The organism is Hyalangium sp., assembly GCF_045802625.1.
GTDB lineage: Bacteria > Myxococcota > Myxococcia > Myxococcales > Myxococcaceae > Hyalangium.
The window spans coordinates 25510-42338 of the sequence record NZ_JBJMQP010000185.1 but is presented as its reverse complement, the minus strand read 5'-3'; the positions used below and the strand labels follow the sequence as shown (position 1 = coordinate 42338).

Genomic DNA, 16829 nt, shown 5'->3' with positions numbered 1-16829 from the left:
ACGCACACGGAATGTCACCGGCGCTCCAGGCGCGAGAGCTCCCGAGGGCGTCCCAACTCGGCACCGGGCTGGACGGACACGGTAGACTGTCGCCCCGCCTACCCGGTAGGTTGCCTGCCGATGATTCCCGCTCGAAGACCCACCCCGGAGGAGCTGCGCGCGGCCGTGGGGCGCTCCATGCCGGACCTGATTGCGCCGAGGCTGCGGGTCCTGTTCTGTGGCATCAACCCCAGCCTGTACTCGGCGGTGGTGGGCCACCACTTCGCCCGGCCGGGCAACCGGTTCTGGCCCACGCTGCATGCCGCGGGCATCACTCGGCGCCTGTTGGCCCCTTCCGAGCAGCACGAGCTGCTGGAGCTCGGGTACGGCATCACCAACGTGGTGGACCGCGCCACGGCGACGGCGGACCAGCTCGCGCCCGAGGAGCTCGTCACCGGCGGGCGGAGGCTGATCGCCAAGGTGCGGCGCTACCGGCCCCGCTTCATCGCGCTGCTGGGAATCAGCGCCTTCCGGGCCGCCTTCGCGCGCCCCGAGGCCATCCTGGGGCTCCAGACGGAGACGCTGGGAGACGCACGGCTCTGGGTGCTCCCCAACCCGAGCGGACTCAATGCGCACTACCAGTTGAAGGATCTGGCGCGGCTGTTCCGAGAGCTGCGGCAAGCGGCCGAGCGGGACTAACGGGCCGTGTGGGTACCTCTCGCGTTGGCGATCACGATCCGGAAGCGACGCTCGATACGCGGCGGAGGGGGCTTGGCGCCGAAGCGCTGGGCCCACTCGGGCATGCCGGAGTCCTCGGCGGCCTCGAAGCCAACCTCCTCCACCAGGGCCTTCATCTCCTCTGGGGTCCGCTCGCCGATCTGCGGCTCGCGCCACAGGCGCAGGAGCAAGCTCAACGGTCCGGGACGTGTACCAGGAACCGAATAGTTGATGAGGATGCTGGAGCCGGGAGCGGAGCGCGAGGCAACCACGCGCAGCGTGCCGCGCACCGCCTGATCCGTGAGGTACATCACCACGCCCTCCCAGATAAAGAACGTGGGCTCACCGGTGAGTTGGCCCGCCTGTTCGAGCGCCCGGTCGAGGGAGTCCTTCTCGAAGTCGACGGAGACGAAGCGAAGCTGCTTCGCGGTCGGCGTCAGCGGCTCCAGCCGGGACCTCTTGAACGCCTGCGTGTCAGGGTGATCCACTTCGAAGACCGTGGTCTCCCCGAGCTCCTGGATGCGGTAGGCCCGCCCGTCCAGGCCCGCCCCCAGGATGACGACCTGGCGGATGCCCCGCGCGAGCGCCTCCCGGAGATACGCATCGATGAGCACGGTGCGCAGCGCCAGCACGTCGACTCCGACCGCGGCGCCCTGGCGCGCCTTGGGAGACGCCTTTTGCAGGCGCCGCTCCGCGAGGCGGAAGAAAGTCGACCACGGAGGCGCCAGCAGGTGACGCGCCGTCGGGTCGCTGAACTCGGGCACGGAGGTGATGCCGACATCCGCCAGCGCTCGCATGAACGCCACCATCGACGCGGTCTGGCTCGCACGTCCTGCTTTCATGCCCTGCCCCTCCCCAAGCGAATCCAGGGTTTAGCTCCAACGAGGCCCCAGCGCATCCGTGAGGTGGCGCTCACTTCTCGTCGACGAGAAGTGGCGCTCGACTTTCGACTGGAAACGTCGGCTTGGAATGGAAGAAAACCTCCTTTCCTCCCGAGCCATTGGAAACTTTCCGCCCAACCGCATGGACAGCTCCTCTCCCCTCGTACTCCCCCCTACCCTGGTGCCTCCGGGCACGGTGCTTGGCACCTGGCGCGTGCAGGCCTGGGCGGGCGCTGGGGCCTTTGGCGCTGTCTTCCGCGCCGTGCCCTGCCACGACGAACACGCCTCTCCCGTGGCCCTGAAGCTGGCTCTGCGTCCGGAGGACCCTCGCTTCGCCCGCGAGGCCCGGCTGCTCTCCCGCTGCCACCACCCCAGCATTCCTCGGCTGGTGGATCAGGGCTCCTGGCGCTCTCCGGCTGGCACACTCCATCCTTTCCTCGTCATGCAGTGGGTGGAGGGCGAGCCCTTGTATGAGCACGCCCGCCTTCACCCTCCCGCTCCCGAAAGGGTGCGGCGCTGGCTGGCTCAGTTGGCTCAGGCGCTGGCCACCCTCCATGCTCAAGGCGCCATCCACCGAGACCTCAAGGGCGCCAATGTCCTGGTGCGCCGCTCGGACGACCGGGCCATGCTCATGGACTTCGGCACTGGCCTCTACCCGGGCGCCGAGGCCCTCACTCCCGCCATGGGCTTTCCGGGCACCCCTCTTTACCGCTCCCCTCAGTCCTGGCTCTTCGAGATCCAATTCCATGGGGACACCTCCGCGCTCTACCGGCCCTCGGCGGCGGATGATCTCTACTCGCTGGGCGTGACCGCGTGCCGGCTGCTCACCGGTGAGTACCCGGAGCTGGCCGAGCCCTTCCGGGATGAACACGGCACCTGGCACCTGAAGGGCGTGCGCCTGCCTCGCTCGCTGCGGAACAGCCTCGTGGTGGAGCCCTCTCTGCGCTCCCTGATGCTGCGCCTGCTCTCGGTGGCCCCCGAGCAGCGCGGCACCGCGGCCCAACTCGCTCAGGAGCTGGAGCCTGTCCCACCGGTGAGCCCCTCTCGGAAATCCTCCAGCACCCGAGCGCCTCGGAGACATGGATGGCTCTGGGTGCCAGCGGCAGTGGCGGGTCTGGCTCTGACCGTGTGGATGGGGCGATCAGTTTTTCATGAGCCCCTGGAGCAGCCCTCCGTCGCACGAGCAGCGCCCGTGAAGGGCGATTCCCCGGATGCAGGGACTGCGGGGCTCGGCGATGCCGCGACGATCGCAACCCCGGATAAGGTGCCCTCTGGAGCCATGGATCAGGGAATGGGCGAGGACGCCCTGCCCGAGCCGGAGCCCGGACAGGTGCGGCCCGATCAGAAGGGACGTTGCCCTCGCAAGGGGCTGGTCGCTCTCAACGGAGGGTGCTGGGCGGAGACCTCCGTCGAGCGTGAGGGGTGCACTGAACTCGGCGGCCAGATGTTCAAGGGCACCTGCTACGTGCCCTTCATCCCTCCCGGGCGCAAGCATCCCCCCACCTCGGTGCCCCTGAAGAATCCGTGAGGACGGGTATGAGGGACGGACGACATGCTCGCGGGGCTGCACATCGAGCTGCTGCACGCGTACATCCAGGGCTTCAGGGATGCGCAGCGCGAGTCCACCTGCTCCACAGGTACCACCTCGAGCAGCGGCCGGCGTGGTTTCTCGCCTTCAACAGCGCTCCCCAGCCCAGCCAGATTCACCCTGGCAACAGGGAGCCAGTACACCCCGACATTCGCCTCCCGAGCCATGTGGAAGCGGCCCAAGCCGCGCTGAAGGGATGAGCGCGGAGGAGCCGCCTTCCCGGGTAGCACGCCGATGTCAGACTCAGGTGGTTGGATGGCGGCCCTGAGCAGCAAGGAGGGTGGCGGACATGGAACGGTGGGGGCTCGTCGCGCAGGTAGAGGAAGAGCTGGAGCGAGTCATTGGCCTGGGGCAGTTGCCGGGGGACGGCAGACTGCCCTCGGAGCTGAGCCTGGCGCGCAGCTACGGTGTCTCGCGTGCCACGGTGCGGGAGGCGCTGCTACGGCTGGAGGCGAAGGGCTTGGTGGTGAAGCACCCGGGGCGCCGGAGCCGCACGGTGGCACTGGACGAGGCGGTGACGCTAGAGAACCTGGCCGTGGCACTGCACACCAGGGACCGAATGCTCCCGGAGAGGCGCCGGTTGCTGGAGGGCTTCCTGGCGCTCAAGCGTGACACTGCTGTCGAGTTGCTAGCGGCCTGCTGTGAGAACGCCTCCCAGCAGGACTTGGCGGAATTGGAGCAGCACTGCTTCGCGCTGCGGGAGGCGGCACGCTGGCAAGAGCCTCCGAGTGCGTGGGCCCGGCGGGAGTTCGAACTGCTGAGGCGAGCGGCACTCGTGGCGGCGCGTCCTGGCCACTTCCTACTCATTCAGTCGCTGGAGCGGGCCTTCTGGGCAATGGCCGAGCGGGTGCTGCCGCACCTGGACTGTGAGGCCGTCCAGCAGTGGTCGCTGTGCGCGCTTCACACCTTGGGGGAGAGGAACACTCAGGCCGTACGCACACAGGTGCTCGCGCTGCTGCAGGCCGTCGATGAGCGTGTGCTCGCGAGTCTGGCGCCGACCTGCCAGGTGGATGACTCACTCCAGGCCTCCCAGTCGGAGCCACTTCCCGCAGAAAACTCCGAGCCCGCGGCCAAGTCCGAGCCTGAGGCCAAGTCCGAGCCCGCGGCCAAGCCCGAGCCCGCGGCCAAGTCCGAGCCTGAGGCCAAGTCCGAGCCTGAGGCCGAGCCCGAGCCTGAGCCTGAGCCTGAGTGCGCGGGGGTGGGGCTGTCGGGCGCGCACTGCCGCAACCGGTCTGGCTGTCAGACCAGATTGTGCCAGGCGCCGCCGCCAAGCAGCCCACCACCTGTGTCCGCATCCCTCGGCTCGGCTCCTGCGCCCGCTGGCCCGGCAGTTGGAGCCGGTAGTTCGGCTCGCTCGGAGCAGTGTCTCCAAGTGCGGGCGTAACGCCTCATTGGGGAGCGCCGATCACGGCTACAGCCAGCTCGTGAACGAGTGCCCCAATTCCTTCAGCACGCGCTCCGCTGCCTTCACTCCGAACCAGTTGGCCTCCTCGAACAGCGCCATGCCTCCCAGGTCCGTGTGCGCGAAGTGCAGCGTGCGCCCCAGGCTCTCCTGCGCCGCGAAGCGCGCCGGGCCCCACATCAGCCCCGGTGAGGGCCGGATCATCGCGTGCCCCCAGCGCATCACCTCCAGCCGCAGCGCCTGCTCGGCGATCCCCGGGTGCGCCGCCATCAGGTCCGCCATCACCAGCCCCTCCCACTCCCCGTACCCGGCTGAGAGCACCTTCTCACGCTCGGCCTTCACGTCCTTGCCCACCATCGGCAGGTACCACGTGAGCACCGTCGGCCCACCCTCGTACTGCCTCATGGCCTGGTGCGTGGCCACCACGTAGCCCAGGCTCTTGCTGTCGTGGAAGACGTTGTCCCAGGCCAGCGGGAAGCCGCGAGATCTCGGCGGGCTCGACAGCGTGAGGTTCGCCACCACCCACGGCCCGTACGAGAACGCCCCCATCCACTCGGGCCGCTGCTCCCGCCACGGCGCCACCACGTGCCCCGCCACGAACCGCGGGCCCGTGAACACCACCTGCCTCGCCTGGAACGCCCGAGCCTTCCCCGTCCCCGCCTCCAGCGCCTCCACCCGGCAGCCCTCCGCGCCCGGCTCCACCGTGTGCACCAGCACGTGCCGCTCTACCCGCCCCGGTGGCAGCGAGGACAGCAACTGCCGGATCAGCCGCCCGTTGCCCTCGGGCCAGCTCAGAAAGCCCTCGCCGCGCTCCCCTCTCCCCGCCTGCCGCGCGGCGTAGTACCAGATGCCCGCCCACGCGGAGACTCCGTCCGCCGTCGTCCCGTAGTCATCCCGGCACGCGTAGTCCACCATCCACTTCAAGCGCGGCGAGCGGAAGCCCTCGGCCTCCATCCACTGCGCCATGCTCAGCTTGTCCAGCGCCGTCCACTCCGCGTCATCGCTCGAGAGCGCCGTGGGCACCGCGAACGCCTTGCGCCCCTTCGAATCCTTCGCCGCGGCGAACGCGTTCATCCGCGCGTCGAAGCGCTCCGCCTCCGCCAGATCCGCCGCGCTCGCGCCCGCTCGCAGGTACAGCCCCTCGTACCACTCGCCCTGGTAGAAGAGACGCTCGTCCGGCTCACGGATGAGCAGCTCCTCCGCGAAGGTGGGAGAGCCCTCGGCATCCACTCCCGAGACGGCGCCCATCTCTCGCAGCAGCCGCATCACCGCGCCCTGCTCCGTCAGCGGCGCCGGCAGGTAGTGCGCTCCCCACGGATACGCGGACACCGAGTTCTTCCCCGAGCGCGCCGTGCCCCCGGGCTCGTCATCCAGCTCCACCACCCGCACGTCCTTCAGCCCCGCCCCCATCAGCCGCCACGCCGCGGACAGGCCCGCCGCGCCCGCGCCCACAATCAGCACCTCCACCGGCTCCACCGTCTCCGCGCGTGGCAGCGGCCCGCCGCGCAGGCGGTGCCCGACGTCCACGGCCTTGTCGATGATGGCTCCCGGCACGGGCTCCCGAGGCCGCGAGCGCCGGCACGCGCTGGCCGCCACCGCCGAGCCCAGGAACGCGGCGATGAGCTCCCGCCGCGTCAGTTCCACCGCCGCCACTCCTCCTCGTAGTAGTGCACCAGCACCTGGTTGTTCAGCCGGTTCACCTCGGCCGGCAGCGGGCTCATGTCCAGAGAGAACTGGGTGAGCCCCTCCAAGGTAGGCTCATCCAGGAAGGACAGGCCCTCGGGCAGCGGGCGGTGACGCGGCGGGGCCTCGTGGGCCACCAGCACGTAGCCCCACTCGCCGAACGAGGGCACCAGCGCGTGGTACGGCTGCGTCCAGAACCCCGCGGCCTTCAGCGTGTTGTCCACGCACCAGAACGAGCGCCGCGCGAACAGCGGGCTGGTGCTCTGGATGACGCCCACCCCGTCCTTGGCCAGCCGCTTCTTCACCAGCTTGTAGAAGCCCGTGGTGTACAGCTTCCCCAGCGCGAAGTTGTTCGGGTCCGGGAAGTCGATGATGATCACATCGAAGAGTGAGTCCCCCTCCTCCAGGAACTTCATCGCGTCCGTGTTGATGACCCGCATCTTCGGGTTCGTCAGCGAGTGGTGGTTGAGCGTGGCCAGCTCCTCGTACCGGGTGGCGAGCCCGGTAATCGCCGGATCCAGATCCACCAGGGTGATGGACTGGACCTCCGGGTAGCGCAGCACCTCGCGCGCCGCGAGCCCGTCCCCGCCTCCGAGGATCAGCACCCGCTCCACCGAGCCGGCTCGCACCATGGGCGGGTGCACCAGCGACTCGTGATAGCGGTACTCGTCCACGCTGGCGAACTGCAGGTTGCCATTGAGGAACAGCGAGAACCCACGCTTGCCCCGCGTCAGGACAATGCGCTGATACGGCGACGTGGTGGCGTTGACGACCTCATCCGCGAAGAGCTGCTCCTCGGAGAACGTCGTCAGCCGCTCGCCCAGGGCCAGCCCCACCACGAGGAACAGGGAGAGGGCCACGGCCTTCACTCGCAGCCGCACGGGGTGGGCCAGCACGGGGGCCAAGAGCCACGTGCTCCACAGCCCCACCAGCGCGTTGAGCAGCCCGAAGAACAGCGAGGTGCGCACCAGCCCCAGCTTCGGCACGAAGAACAGCGGGAAGCACACGCTGGCCACCAGCGCGCCCAGGTAGTCGAACGTCAGCACCTGGCTGACCAGGTCCTTGAACTTCACCTGGTCCTTCAGGATGCGCAGCAGCAGGGGGATCTCCAGCCCCACCAGCGTGCCAATGGCGAGCACGCTGCCGTACAGCGCCACCGTGAACACGTTGGTGAGTGCGAAGGTGAGGAACAGCACCGGGGCGCACAGGCCGCCCACCAGCGCCACGCCCAATTCCACCTCCACGAAGCGCTGGGCCAGCCCCTTGTCGAGGAAGCGCGACAGGTAGCTGCCAATGCCCATGGCGAACAGGTAGCCGCCGATGACGGTGGAGAACTGCGTAATCGAGTCCCCCAGCAGATAGCTGGCGAGCGCCCCCACGATGAGCTCGTAGATGAGCCCACACGTGGCGATGACGAGGACGGTGATGAACAGCAGCGTCTTGTTCAAGTCTTCACTTCACTCCACGGCGCGCTCATCCGCCAGAGATGGCGGCCGCGATGATGATGGCCAACCCGATGATGAAGGAGCCGATGACGATGCCCAGCGCCGTGTTCTGGTCCGTCTCGATCTCCTTGTGCACGTCATACGGCAGGATGAAGCGGATGACGTAGAAGCCGAGCACGAACACCGCCAGGCCGATGAGCGAGTAGATAATGCTCGCCAGCACGCCCTGCAGGCTCACCACCCCGAGCAGCAGCATCACTTGCCTCCTTGGAATCCACTGGTCCAGTGCAGCACGCCGCCCGGCGCGTGGCGCACGTCATCCGGCACACTGCCCTTCTCCTCCGTGGTGAAGGGCTCCCAGCCCGAGAGCATCATCGCCGCGTAGGCCAGCACCACGAGCCCGCCGAAGATTTTCATGTCCTTGCGCCCCTCCTCATCAATCCGAGTCCGTCAGGTTGCTGTCGGCCCACCGGGTGGACTCGAAGCCCGCGGTGCGCACCAGCGAGAGAATGGGCCCCACCAGCAGCACCACCACCGCGAGGAAGAACCACAGGCCGCGCGGCGTATCACTGGTGAGCTGCACCCGGAAGCTGCGGCCAAAGGTGGACTGGCCTCCCGTGGTGGGGGTGGCGAAGGCCGCCGTGGTCCGCAGCACGTAGGTGCCCGGCTCCACCACGGACAGGTACTCCGTCTCGTGGGTGTCACCCTCGGACCACGAGCCGTCCGAGTCCTGCCCGTGGTAGTAGCTGATCTCCTCGTAGAAGCTGCTCACCTCGCCCGTCTCCTGGTTCACCAGGTCGCCCTGGAGGCCCATCCAGTCGTTGTCCACCTGCGAGAACACCTCCGCCCGCACGTTGCCGCGCTTGTGGATTTGGAACGGCTCGCTGAAGTGCATGGCGCTCGGCTGGCCGGACACCGCGTCGGGCGGGAGGTTCACCATCTCGTCCAGCACCTGCTCGTTGGCGGAGCGCGCGCTGACGAACACGAACAAGGCCACCAGCACCACGCCCCAGATGCCGGCCCACTTCCAGGCCGAGGCGGAGCTGTGGGGGTTGGGCTGGCTGGGCGCGACGCCATGGGGCGAGGGCAGCGGACGCTTCAGGTGGAAGGCCTGCTGGATGGCCGCGGGGGACAGGTACTCGCCGTGGGTGTACGTCACCTCGTTGTCCGTGGCGTCCTCGTTCACCGAGTACGGCGGCGCCACGTACTCCACGGCCTGCGCCAGCTCCCCAGCGTGCACCTCCCAGTAGAACTCGCCCAGCACCGCCTCCGTGACGGCCGTGACGGACTGGAAGGCCCTGTAGCGCTGGCCCTTGTAGTGGGCGGCCACTCGGGGCGACAGGGACACGTCCCCCGCGGCGATCGGCTGGAGGTACACCCAGTGCCCGTTGGACTGCATCAACCAGGTGAAGCCGCGCGTCTTGTGGAAGAGCAGGTACTCCTCCCACGGGTAGCGTGTGCCCTCCACCCTGCACGAGCGCACCACGAACCCGATGCAGATCCACTCCACGCCGCCGAGCTGGCCCTTGGCGCCCAGGGGAATGAGGGGCTCGTGGTCCGGCTTGTCGAGCAGCTGGAGGAAGGCCAGCTGGCCGTGGCTGGCATCCAGCAGCGCGCCGCAGAACGGGCACGCCACGCGCATGGTGCGGTCCGGGGCGCGAAGCTCCAGCGCGCCGCTGCACTGGGGACACCGCGCCTGCTGCAACCCCACCTTGCGCACCCGGGGGCGCAGCTGATCCAACGGAATGCCGAGCTGCTCCACGGAGAGCCGCTGGCCCAGGAACACCTCCGGGCTGTGCGCGCGGGTGCCGAAGTCCAGCGAGGCAAAGGCGCCCTTGGGCCCCGTGGCGTCCACGTAGTAGCCGTCCTGTGATGGGTCCACATCGCTGGGGAGCTGGCCCTCGGCGGAGGCCACGTGCCCGTGGCCTCGCTCCTCCACCACGAAGGGGCGGTTGCGCAGGCGCAGGCGCTGGCCCGGGTACGCCTCGTCCAGCTTGAGCCCCTCCTCCACCCCGGCCTCGAACATGAGGTGGAAGGTGCCCTCGGACTCGCTGAGCCAGCCGGTGCGCCCGTCTTCGAACTCCACGTACCACTCGTCCCACGGGCCCGCGCCGTGGTCCTTCTGGAGGTGGCCCACCAGCTTGTAGCCCACCTTGGCGTGGCGGCCCTCCAGCCCCAGCCGCAGCGGCGAGTCCGTGTCCACGATGGCGCCAATCTTCCCGTGCGCCTCGAGGTTGACGCCCTTCTTCGCCACCACCGTCTGGCAGTAGGCGCAGATGAGCACCTGGGCGGAGCCCGCGGTGAACTCCACGGGCGCTCCACACGAGGGACAAGCTCCCTGCGTCACGCCCTCACCCCCCGCGCCAGCTCACGCACCTGACACTCCCGCGAGCCCAGGTGCCGGGCCACCAGCGCCTCGAAGTCCGGGCGGGGGCGGGGGCGGCAGCAGTAGAGGTTGAGCGCGGCGAAGCCGTGCTCGGGGAAGGTGTGGATGGCCAGGTGGCTCTCGGCCAGCAGCGCCAGCCCGGTGACGCCTCCGGGCTCGGGGAACACGTGCCACTGCGGCTGGCCCACCACCTTGAGCTCCAGCAGGACGATGAGCTCCTCGAAGAGGGCGGCCAGCGCGGCCCGGTCCTTGAGACGCTCGGGCGCGCAGGCGCTCGCGTCCACCAGCCATTCCTGTCCCGTGGTCAGCGTTGGCGACCTCCCAGACTGGGGACTTTCTAGCACGAGCCCGGCCCTCGGAGGTGAGTCCTTCCGGAGGGGGGTTGGCGGAGGTGGGGCCCCACCCGGTACGCTGCGGGAATCATGGCCTCGTCGGAGCTCCCTCCCGATCTTCCCGAGTCGTCCCCCACCTCTCCCGAGCACGTCCCGGCTCCAGGCCCGACGCCGGGGGCCATCGCCCGGATGGTGCGCGCCCTTCGAGGCCTGCCTCCGGCGGCGCCGTGGAAGGGGCCGGGCTGTGCGGGCCTGGCGGGGTGGTTCCGGGCCGAGTCCGCGCCGACCACGGAGGTGACGCCGCGCTTCCGGGAGCTCCTCGCCAAGGTGCGTCACGGCGAGCCGGTGCTGCCGGCCGAGGCCAAGGGCCACCAGTACCTGCTGGTGAAGGGGCTGCTGGGGGACGAGATGTTCGGCTACCTGGTGGACAACCAGCTTCGGCTGGAGCGCCGGGGGCTGGAGACGCGCGAGGTGCAGGTGGACACGGAGGGCTCGCTCGAGAGCAACGTCGAGGTGGTGCGCAAGGCGCTGGAGGACGCGGCCTTCTTCAACCGCTCGGTGGTGCTGGTGGGCCACAGCAAGGGCGCGGTGGAGTGCGTGTCCACGCTGGCGATGTACCCGGAGCTGCGCCCGCGGGTGCGCGCGGTGGTGGCCCTCCAGGGGCCGTATGGGGGCTCGCCCATCGCGCATGACATGACGGACACGCCGGAGCTGCGGCGCATGCTGGGCATCGCGTTCCCGCTGTTCTTCTACGGGGTGTCCAGCTCGGTGGAGGATCTGCGCTACCCGAGCCGGATGGAGTTCGTGCGCAAGCACCCCTATGCGGGGGAGGTGCCCACGGTGGCGCTGGCCACCTCGCGCTATTCAATGCGCTCGCTGCTGTGGCCGGTGGCCCGCTACATCTTCGAGCGCTACCAGCTGCCGAGTGACGGGCTGGTGGCGCAGGTGGACGCGGAGATCCCCGGCTCGCGGGTGGTGCGGCTGGATGACATGGACCACGCGGAGGCGGCGCTGACAGGTCTGCCGGGCTTCGCCAACTACAACCCGGGAGACATCACCGAGGCCGCCGTGGCGCTGGCCCTGGAGTCCTGATGGGCCGGTGGGGCCGGTGGGGCTCGGAGGCGAGCGAAGCGCCGGGCCACCCGTTATGCTGGCCGGGCCATGAAGATCAGTTCCAGCAATATTGGAACCTCGACGCAGCTCGGCGGAGGCCAGACGGTCTGGACGCCTCCACCGGGGATGCACCCGATGAGCGTGCTGCTGTTCGGCAAGCGTCCGCCGAAGAAGGTGGATCGCCGCAAGCACCCGAAGCTGGGCAAGAGCCTGAAGAAGCTCGAGTACGTGAAGGATCAGATCGCCGAGCTGCTGGGGCGCTCGGGCGAGGAGCTGTCCCTGGAGCTGTGCGAGGGAGAGAACGCGTGCATCTCCCGGGACGGGGAGATCTCCATGGGCGTGGAGCTGCTGGAGCGCCACGGAGACGATGACGATCTGATGGTGGCGGTGCTGGGGCACGAGATTGGGCACCAGCCGTGGGCGTGGCCGGAGGAGCTGGATCCGCGCGGGATGACGAAGGCGAAGCTGGACGCCCTCTACCGTGAGGAGGAGGCCAAGGCGGACCGGTTCGCGGGGCTGGTGCTGGCGGAGCTGGGCGCGAAGCCGGACTCGCTCTGCGAGTTCCTCCGAGCGCACGAGGCGTTCGAGGCGGTGAAGCCGACGGACTACTACCCGGCGGAGACGCGCGCTCGGATCATCCGGAGCGCCTTCCAGCGCCGGGGCCGCGCTTTGGACTTGAAGAAGCGGGATCTGCTCGGCAATGCCCGAGCGACCATCCGCGAGCTGCGCTGACCGTGGCGCTGCAATCCAGCGCAAGTTCCGGGTGGAGATTGGCCCTGGGGTGACAGAGAGTCCACGCGCAATTGGCTCCACGGAGACAGCATGGCGCGTGACACGGACAAGGCGGCGGGACCAGGCTCCCAGGAACTCACTCTGGATCCCCATGACTGGGCGGCTTTCAGGGAGCTCGGGCATCGGATGCTCGATGACATGGTCGACCACCTCTCGACCCTCCGCGAGCAGCCCGCTTGGAGGCTGGTGCCCGAAGCCACCCGGTCCGCCCTCCTGAGTGAACCCGTGCCCCGCCAGCCGCAGGGAGAGGCCGCCGTCTACGAGGAGTTCCGTCGCGACGTCCTCCCCTACCCCAATGGCAACCTCCACCCGCGCTTCTTCGGCTGGGTCCAGGGCAACGGCATTCCCCTCGCGATGCTCGCGGACATGCTCGCCTCGGGCATGAATCCGCACCTCGCGGGCTTCAATCAGGCTCCCGCGCTCGTCGAGCAGAAGGTCGTCTCCTGGCTCGCCGCGCTCATGGGCTTCCCGGAGAACTCCAGCGGAGTCCTCGAATCGGGCGGCACCATGGCCAGCATCCTCGGGCTCGCCGTGGCCCGGAACGCAAAGGCGGGCGTGGACGTGCGGAAGCAGGGACTCCAGAGCGGTGGGCCCCGGCTCACGGTGTACTGCTCCACTGAGACCCATGGCTGGGTACAGAAGGGCGTGGAGCTGCTCGGCATCGGCACCGACTGGCTGCGCCGCATCCCCGTCGACACGCAGTTCCGGATGGATGTCTCGGCGCTCCGAGCCGCGGTCGCATCCGATGTGGCCGCCGGGCACCGGCCCCTCTGCGTCGTCGGTTCCGCCGGCACCGTGAACACGGGCGCCGTCGATGATCTGCAGTCGCTCGCGGACTTCTGCCAGCAGCAGGGACTCTGGTTCCACGTGGACGGTGCATTCGGAGCGCTGGCCCGGTTGTCTCCGAAGCTCGCGCCGCTCCTCTCGGGCATCGAGCGCGCGGACTCGCTGGCCTTTGATCTGCACAAGTGGATGTACCTCCCCTTCGAGATCGCCTGCGTGCTCGTCCGTCACCCGGAGGCCCACACCGGAACGTTCGCGCTCGCGCCCAGCTACATCGCCCGGCAGCCTCGCGGCGTCAGCGCGGGCGGGTTCCCCTTCTCCGACCGAGGCGTGGACCTGACCCGCAGCTTCAAGGCGCTCAAGGCCTGGATGTGCCTCAAGGCGTACGGTGTGGACTCCTTCGCGCGCCTCATCGAGCAGAACGTCGAGCAGACGCGCTACCTCGTCGGCAAGATCGAGGCCCATCCACGCCTCGAGCTCCTGGCGCCCGCGCCGCTCAACGTGGCGTGCTTCCGCTTCCGTGCCGAGGGGCTCTCGGCCGAGCAGCTCGATCGGCTCAACACGGAGATCCTCCTGCGCGTCCAGGAGAGCGGGGCGGCCGTGCCCTCCCAGACGGTGGTGAACGGCGCCTTCGCCATCCGCGCGTGCAACGTCAACCACCGGGCCACTCGGGCCGACGTGGATGCGCTGCTCCAAGCCGTGGTCGATCAGGGAGAGGCCGTGCTCCGAGAGTGGCGCTCTGCGTAACCCACCGGAAACGCTACAGAAACTAGCGCCACCGGCCCGGCTTGGCGTTAGGATGCGCGCGCCATGCACACCCGAATCCTGACCACTGGACTGTTGTTGCTCGCTCTCACCGCTTGCTCCAAGGACAAGGACAAGGAGACCACTCCGGCCAAGCCGCCCGAGACCGCCTCCTCCTCGGTGAAGGGCTCCGAGTTCAAGCCGCCGCCGGGCTCCGCCGCTCAGCAGGGCTCCGCCGCCCAGAGCGCCACCCCGGCTCCGCCTCCGGCCAACCTCACGGGCTGGCAGAAGGAGGCGATGGAGGGCAAGGAGCTCTACGCCACCCTGGAGACGAGCGAGGGCACCATCGTGGTGAAGCTCTTCTCGAAGGACGCGCCGAAGACGGTGGCCAACTTCGTGGGCCTGGCCAGCGGCCAGAAGGAGTGGAAGGACCCCGCCACCCTGGAGATGACGACGCGCCCGCTGTACGACGGCACCCTCTTCCACCGCGTCATCCCCAACTTCATGATCCAGGGAGGAGATCCGCTCGGCAAGGGCATTGGCGGCCCGGGCTACGCCTTCGAGGACGAGTTCCAGAGCGGCCGCACGTTCGACAAGCCGGGCATCCTGGCCATGGCCAACCGCGGCCCGGGCACCAACGGCAGCCAGTTCTTCATCACCGTGGCGGCCACGCCCTGGCTCACCAACCACCACACCATCTTCGGCGAGACGGTGAAGGGCTACGACGTGGTGGAGAAGATCTCCAAGGTGCCCACCGTCGGGACCAGCGTGCCGGCGACGCCCGTGGTCATCAAGAAGGTCACCATCAGCGACAAGCAGCCGTAGGCGCGCCATGAAACGCGTCTCCACACGGCTCGGAGAGCTGGACTGCCAGATCGTCGATGCCCTGCCTCCGGGGGCCGCTCCCGAGCTCGCCCTCCTCCTGTGCCACGGCTACGGGGCGCCGGCGACGGACCTGGTGCCGCTGGCGGCCGAGCTGATGGCGCTGCGGCCCGATCTGGCGCGCCACGTCCGCTTCGTGTTCCCCGCGGCGCCGCTGTCGCTGATGGAGCTGGGGATGCCCTCCAGCCGGGCCTGGTTCCACCTGCCCATGGAGCTGCTGACGGGGCGGCAGCGTGACTGGGACGCGTACGCCCGCAACGTGCCCGAGGGGCTTCCGGCCGCTCGCCGAGCGGTGATGAGCGCCCTCTCCGCGCTGTCGGCCGGGACGGGCCTGCCGTATGGGCGCATCGTGCTGGGAGGCTTCAGCCAGGGCGGCATGGTGACGACGGACGTCGCCCTGCGCCTGGAGGAGCCGCCCGCGGGCCTGTGCATCCTCTCGGGCACGCTCATCGCTCGGGAGGAGTGGAAGGCCAAAGCCGCGGCCCGCAAGGGGATGCCGGTGTTCCAGGGCCACGGCCGGTACGACGACATCCTCCCCTACCAGGCTGCCGAGCGCCTGCACGGGCTGCTGACAGAGGCCGGGCTGAAGGTGGAGTTCGTACCTTTCGATGGGCCGCACACCATCGCGCCCGAGGAGCTCGAGAAGCTGGCGGACTTCCTCGTGGCGCGGCTCCCGGCCCGCTGAGGAGGAGCGCGCCGTGTACCACGCCCGGGAGCTGACGGTGTCCACGCGAGGCCGGGGGTTCCACGACATCACCCCCGAGGTGCAGCGCGCCGTGAAGGAGAGCGGCGCCCGCCAGGGCCTGTGCACGGTGTTCCTGCACCACACCAGCGCCTCGCTCATCCTCTGCGAGAACGCGGACCCGGACGTGCGCAGGGACCTGGAGTCCTTCTTCGCGCGGCTGGTGAAGGATGGGGACTCGCTGTTCCAGCACGACGCGGAGGGGCCGGATGACATGCCGGCCCACGTGCGCACGGTGCTGACGCAGAGCTCGCTGTCCATCCCCGTCCAGGATGGGGCGACGGACCTGGGCACGTGGCAGGGCATCTACGTCTGGGAGCACCGGACCTCGCCGCACCGCCGCCGCGTCACCGTCTCCGTGGTGAGCTGAGGCCCTGGCCCGGTCTCAGGCCCAGGCCCGTGAGCCGAGGCCCTGAGCTTCAATAAGCCCTCAGTACGTCCACGGGAAGCGCGAGAAGTTGCGCTTGCGCTTCTGCACGAAGGCGTCGCGGCCCTCCTGGGCCTCCTCGGTGCCGTAGGCCAGGCGCGTGGCCTCGCCGGCGAAGAGCTGCTGGCCCACCAGCCCGTCATCCGGCAGGTTGAAGCCGTACTTGAGCATCTTGATGGCGGTGGGGCTCTTGGTGTTGATCTCGGCGGCCCAGTCGAGCGCGAACTCCTCGAGCTGCGCGTGCGGCACCACCGCGTTGACCATGCCCATCTGGAAGGCCTCTTCCGCCGTGTAGTTGCGGCCGATGAAGAAGACCTCGCGAGCGCGCTTCTGCCCCACCTGCCGCGCCAGCAGCGCCGAGCCGTAGCCGCTGTCGAAGCTGGCCACGTCTGGATCCGTCTGCTTGAACAGGGCGTGCTCCTTGCTGGCCAGCGTCAAGTCGCACACCACGTGGAGGCTGTGCCCGCCGCCCACCGCCCAGCCCGGCACCACGGCGATGACGACCTTGGGCATGAAGCGGATCTGCCGCTGCACCTCGAGGATGTGCAGGCGCCCCAGGCGCGCGGGATCCACCTTGCCCTCCTCGCCCTCGTACTTGTAGCCGTCCTTGCCGCGGATGCGCTGGTCTCCGCCCGAGCAGAACGCCCAGCCCCCATCCTTGGGCGAGGGCCCATTGCCGGTGAGGAGCACGCAGCCCACGTCCGTCATGAAGCGCGTGGCATCCAGCGCCGTGGCCAGCTCGTCCACCGTGCGAGGCCGGAAGGCGTTGCGCACCTCGGGGCGGTTGAAGGCGATGCGCACCGTGCCCTGCTCCACCGCCCGGTGGAAGGTGAGATCCTTGAAGTTGAAGCCCTCGACGGCCTTCCAGCGCGCCGGGTTGAAGATGGCCGAGACCATGGAGTCACTCTCAGGAAAGGGTTGGAGCGGGCGCGG

General features: G+C 69.2%; 17 protein-coding genes. 9 read left to right on the top strand and 8 right to left on the bottom strand.

Annotated elements, in window-relative coordinates; genetic code table 11:
• Nucleotides 1-177 precede the first annotated feature (177 nt).
• Nucleotides 178-678, top strand: coding sequence for a G/U mismatch-specific DNA glycosylase (gene mug, locus ACJ8AT_RS31235; protein WP_407741599.1), 501 nt, complete (start codon nt 178-180; stop codon nt 676-678).
• On the opposite strand, the gene ACJ8AT_RS31230 is transcribed toward mug, so the two are convergent.
• Nucleotides 675-1538, bottom strand: coding sequence for a class I SAM-dependent methyltransferase (locus tag ACJ8AT_RS31230; RefSeq protein WP_407741588.1), 864 nt, complete (start codon nt 1536-1538; stop codon nt 675-677). The two genes, mug and ACJ8AT_RS31230, sit on opposite strands and share 4 nt — an antisense overlap.
• 181 nt (nt 1539-1719) lie before the next feature.
• Between ACJ8AT_RS31230 and ACJ8AT_RS31225 the strand changes: the two genes are divergently transcribed.
• The gene (locus ACJ8AT_RS31225) at nt 1720-3105 is read left to right on the top strand and encodes a serine/threonine-protein kinase (RefSeq protein ID WP_407741587.1); all 1386 of its coding nucleotides are present in this window, start codon (nt 1720-1722) and stop codon (nt 3103-3105) included.
• Nucleotides 3106-3454: 349 nt separating this feature from the next.
• Nucleotides 3455-4549, top strand: a complete 1095-nt coding sequence (locus tag ACJ8AT_RS31220; protein ID WP_407741586.1) for a GntR family transcriptional regulator — start codon at nt 3455-3457, stop codon at nt 4547-4549.
• A 27-nt stretch (nt 4550-4576) separates the two neighbouring features.
• On the opposite strand, the gene ACJ8AT_RS31215 is transcribed toward ACJ8AT_RS31220, so the two are convergent.
• Genes ACJ8AT_RS31215 through speD form a run of 6 tightly spaced genes read right to left on the bottom strand, consistent with a single transcriptional unit; the run spans nt 4577 to nt 10365 of the window.
• A complete protein-coding gene (locus ACJ8AT_RS31215; protein ID WP_407741585.1) occupies nt 4577-6211 on the bottom strand; it encodes an FAD-dependent oxidoreductase in 1635 nt (544 codons plus the stop codon).
• Nucleotides 6202-7698: a polyamine aminopropyltransferase gene (locus ACJ8AT_RS31210; RefSeq protein ID WP_407741584.1), complete on the bottom strand. Its 1497-nt coding sequence runs from the start codon at nt 7696-7698 to the stop codon at nt 6202-6204. Before ACJ8AT_RS31210 ends, ACJ8AT_RS31215 begins: the two co-directional genes overlap by 10 nt.
• A 25-nt stretch (nt 7699-7723) precedes the next feature.
• Nucleotides 7724-7951, bottom strand: coding sequence for a DUF350 domain-containing protein (locus tag ACJ8AT_RS31205; RefSeq protein WP_407741583.1), 228 nt, complete (start codon nt 7949-7951; stop codon nt 7724-7726).
• Complete coding sequence (locus tag ACJ8AT_RS31200; protein WP_407741582.1) at nt 7951-8112, bottom strand: hypothetical protein; 162 nt, start codon at nt 8110-8112, stop codon at nt 7951-7953. The genes ACJ8AT_RS31205 and ACJ8AT_RS31200 overlap by 1 nt, the downstream gene beginning before the upstream one ends.
• A gap of 19 nt (nt 8113-8131) precedes the next feature.
• Nucleotides 8132-10042 carry a DUF4178 domain-containing protein gene (locus tag ACJ8AT_RS31195; RefSeq protein WP_407741581.1) on the bottom strand — a complete coding sequence of 637 codons (1911 nt, stop codon included), beginning with the start codon at nt 10040-10042 and terminating at the stop codon, nt 8132-8134.
• Nucleotides 10039-10365, bottom strand: a complete 327-nt coding sequence (gene speD / locus ACJ8AT_RS31190) for an S-adenosylmethionine decarboxylase (protein WP_407741580.1) — start codon at nt 10363-10365, stop codon at nt 10039-10041. The genes ACJ8AT_RS31195 and speD overlap by 4 nt, the downstream gene beginning before the upstream one ends.
• 138 nt (nt 10366-10503) lie before the next feature.
• Here speD and ACJ8AT_RS31185 point away from each other — a divergent pair, with 138 nt between their 5' ends.
• The 6 genes from ACJ8AT_RS31185 (at nt 10504) to ACJ8AT_RS31160 (ending at nt 15839) form a co-directional block, all read left to right on the top strand.
• Nucleotides 10504-11505 (top strand): lipase, encoded by a 1002-nt coding sequence (locus tag ACJ8AT_RS31185; protein WP_407741579.1) that lies wholly within the window; start codon nt 10504-10506, stop codon nt 11503-11505.
• Between the two features lie 69 nt (nt 11506-11574).
• Nucleotides 11575-12258, top strand: coding sequence for a hypothetical protein (locus tag ACJ8AT_RS31180; RefSeq protein ID WP_407741578.1), 684 nt, complete (start codon nt 11575-11577; stop codon nt 12256-12258).
• Between the two features lie 186 nt (nt 12259-12444).
• Nucleotides 12445-13848, top strand: a complete 1404-nt coding sequence (locus ACJ8AT_RS31175; RefSeq protein ID WP_407741577.1) for a pyridoxal phosphate-dependent decarboxylase family protein — start codon at nt 12445-12447, stop codon at nt 13846-13848.
• A gap of 63 nt (nt 13849-13911) precedes the next feature.
• Nucleotides 13912-14670 (top strand): peptidylprolyl isomerase, encoded by a 759-nt coding sequence (locus tag ACJ8AT_RS31170; RefSeq protein WP_407741576.1) that lies wholly within the window; start codon nt 13912-13914, stop codon nt 14668-14670.
• 7 nt (nt 14671-14677) lie between these two features.
• Nucleotides 14678-15412, top strand: coding sequence for an alpha/beta hydrolase (locus tag ACJ8AT_RS31165; RefSeq protein ID WP_407741575.1), 735 nt, complete (start codon nt 14678-14680; stop codon nt 15410-15412).
• Between the two features lie 13 nt (nt 15413-15425).
• Nucleotides 15426-15839, top strand: coding sequence for a secondary thiamine-phosphate synthase enzyme YjbQ (locus ACJ8AT_RS31160; protein ID WP_407741574.1), 414 nt, complete (start codon nt 15426-15428; stop codon nt 15837-15839).
• A 60-nt stretch (nt 15840-15899) separates the two neighbouring features.
• On the opposite strand, the gene ACJ8AT_RS31155 is transcribed toward ACJ8AT_RS31160, so the two are convergent.
• Nucleotides 15900-16793, bottom strand: coding sequence for a 1,4-dihydroxy-2-naphthoyl-CoA synthase (locus ACJ8AT_RS31155; protein ID WP_407741573.1), 894 nt, complete (start codon nt 16791-16793; stop codon nt 15900-15902).
• Nucleotides 16794-16829: the final 36 nt, after the last annotated feature.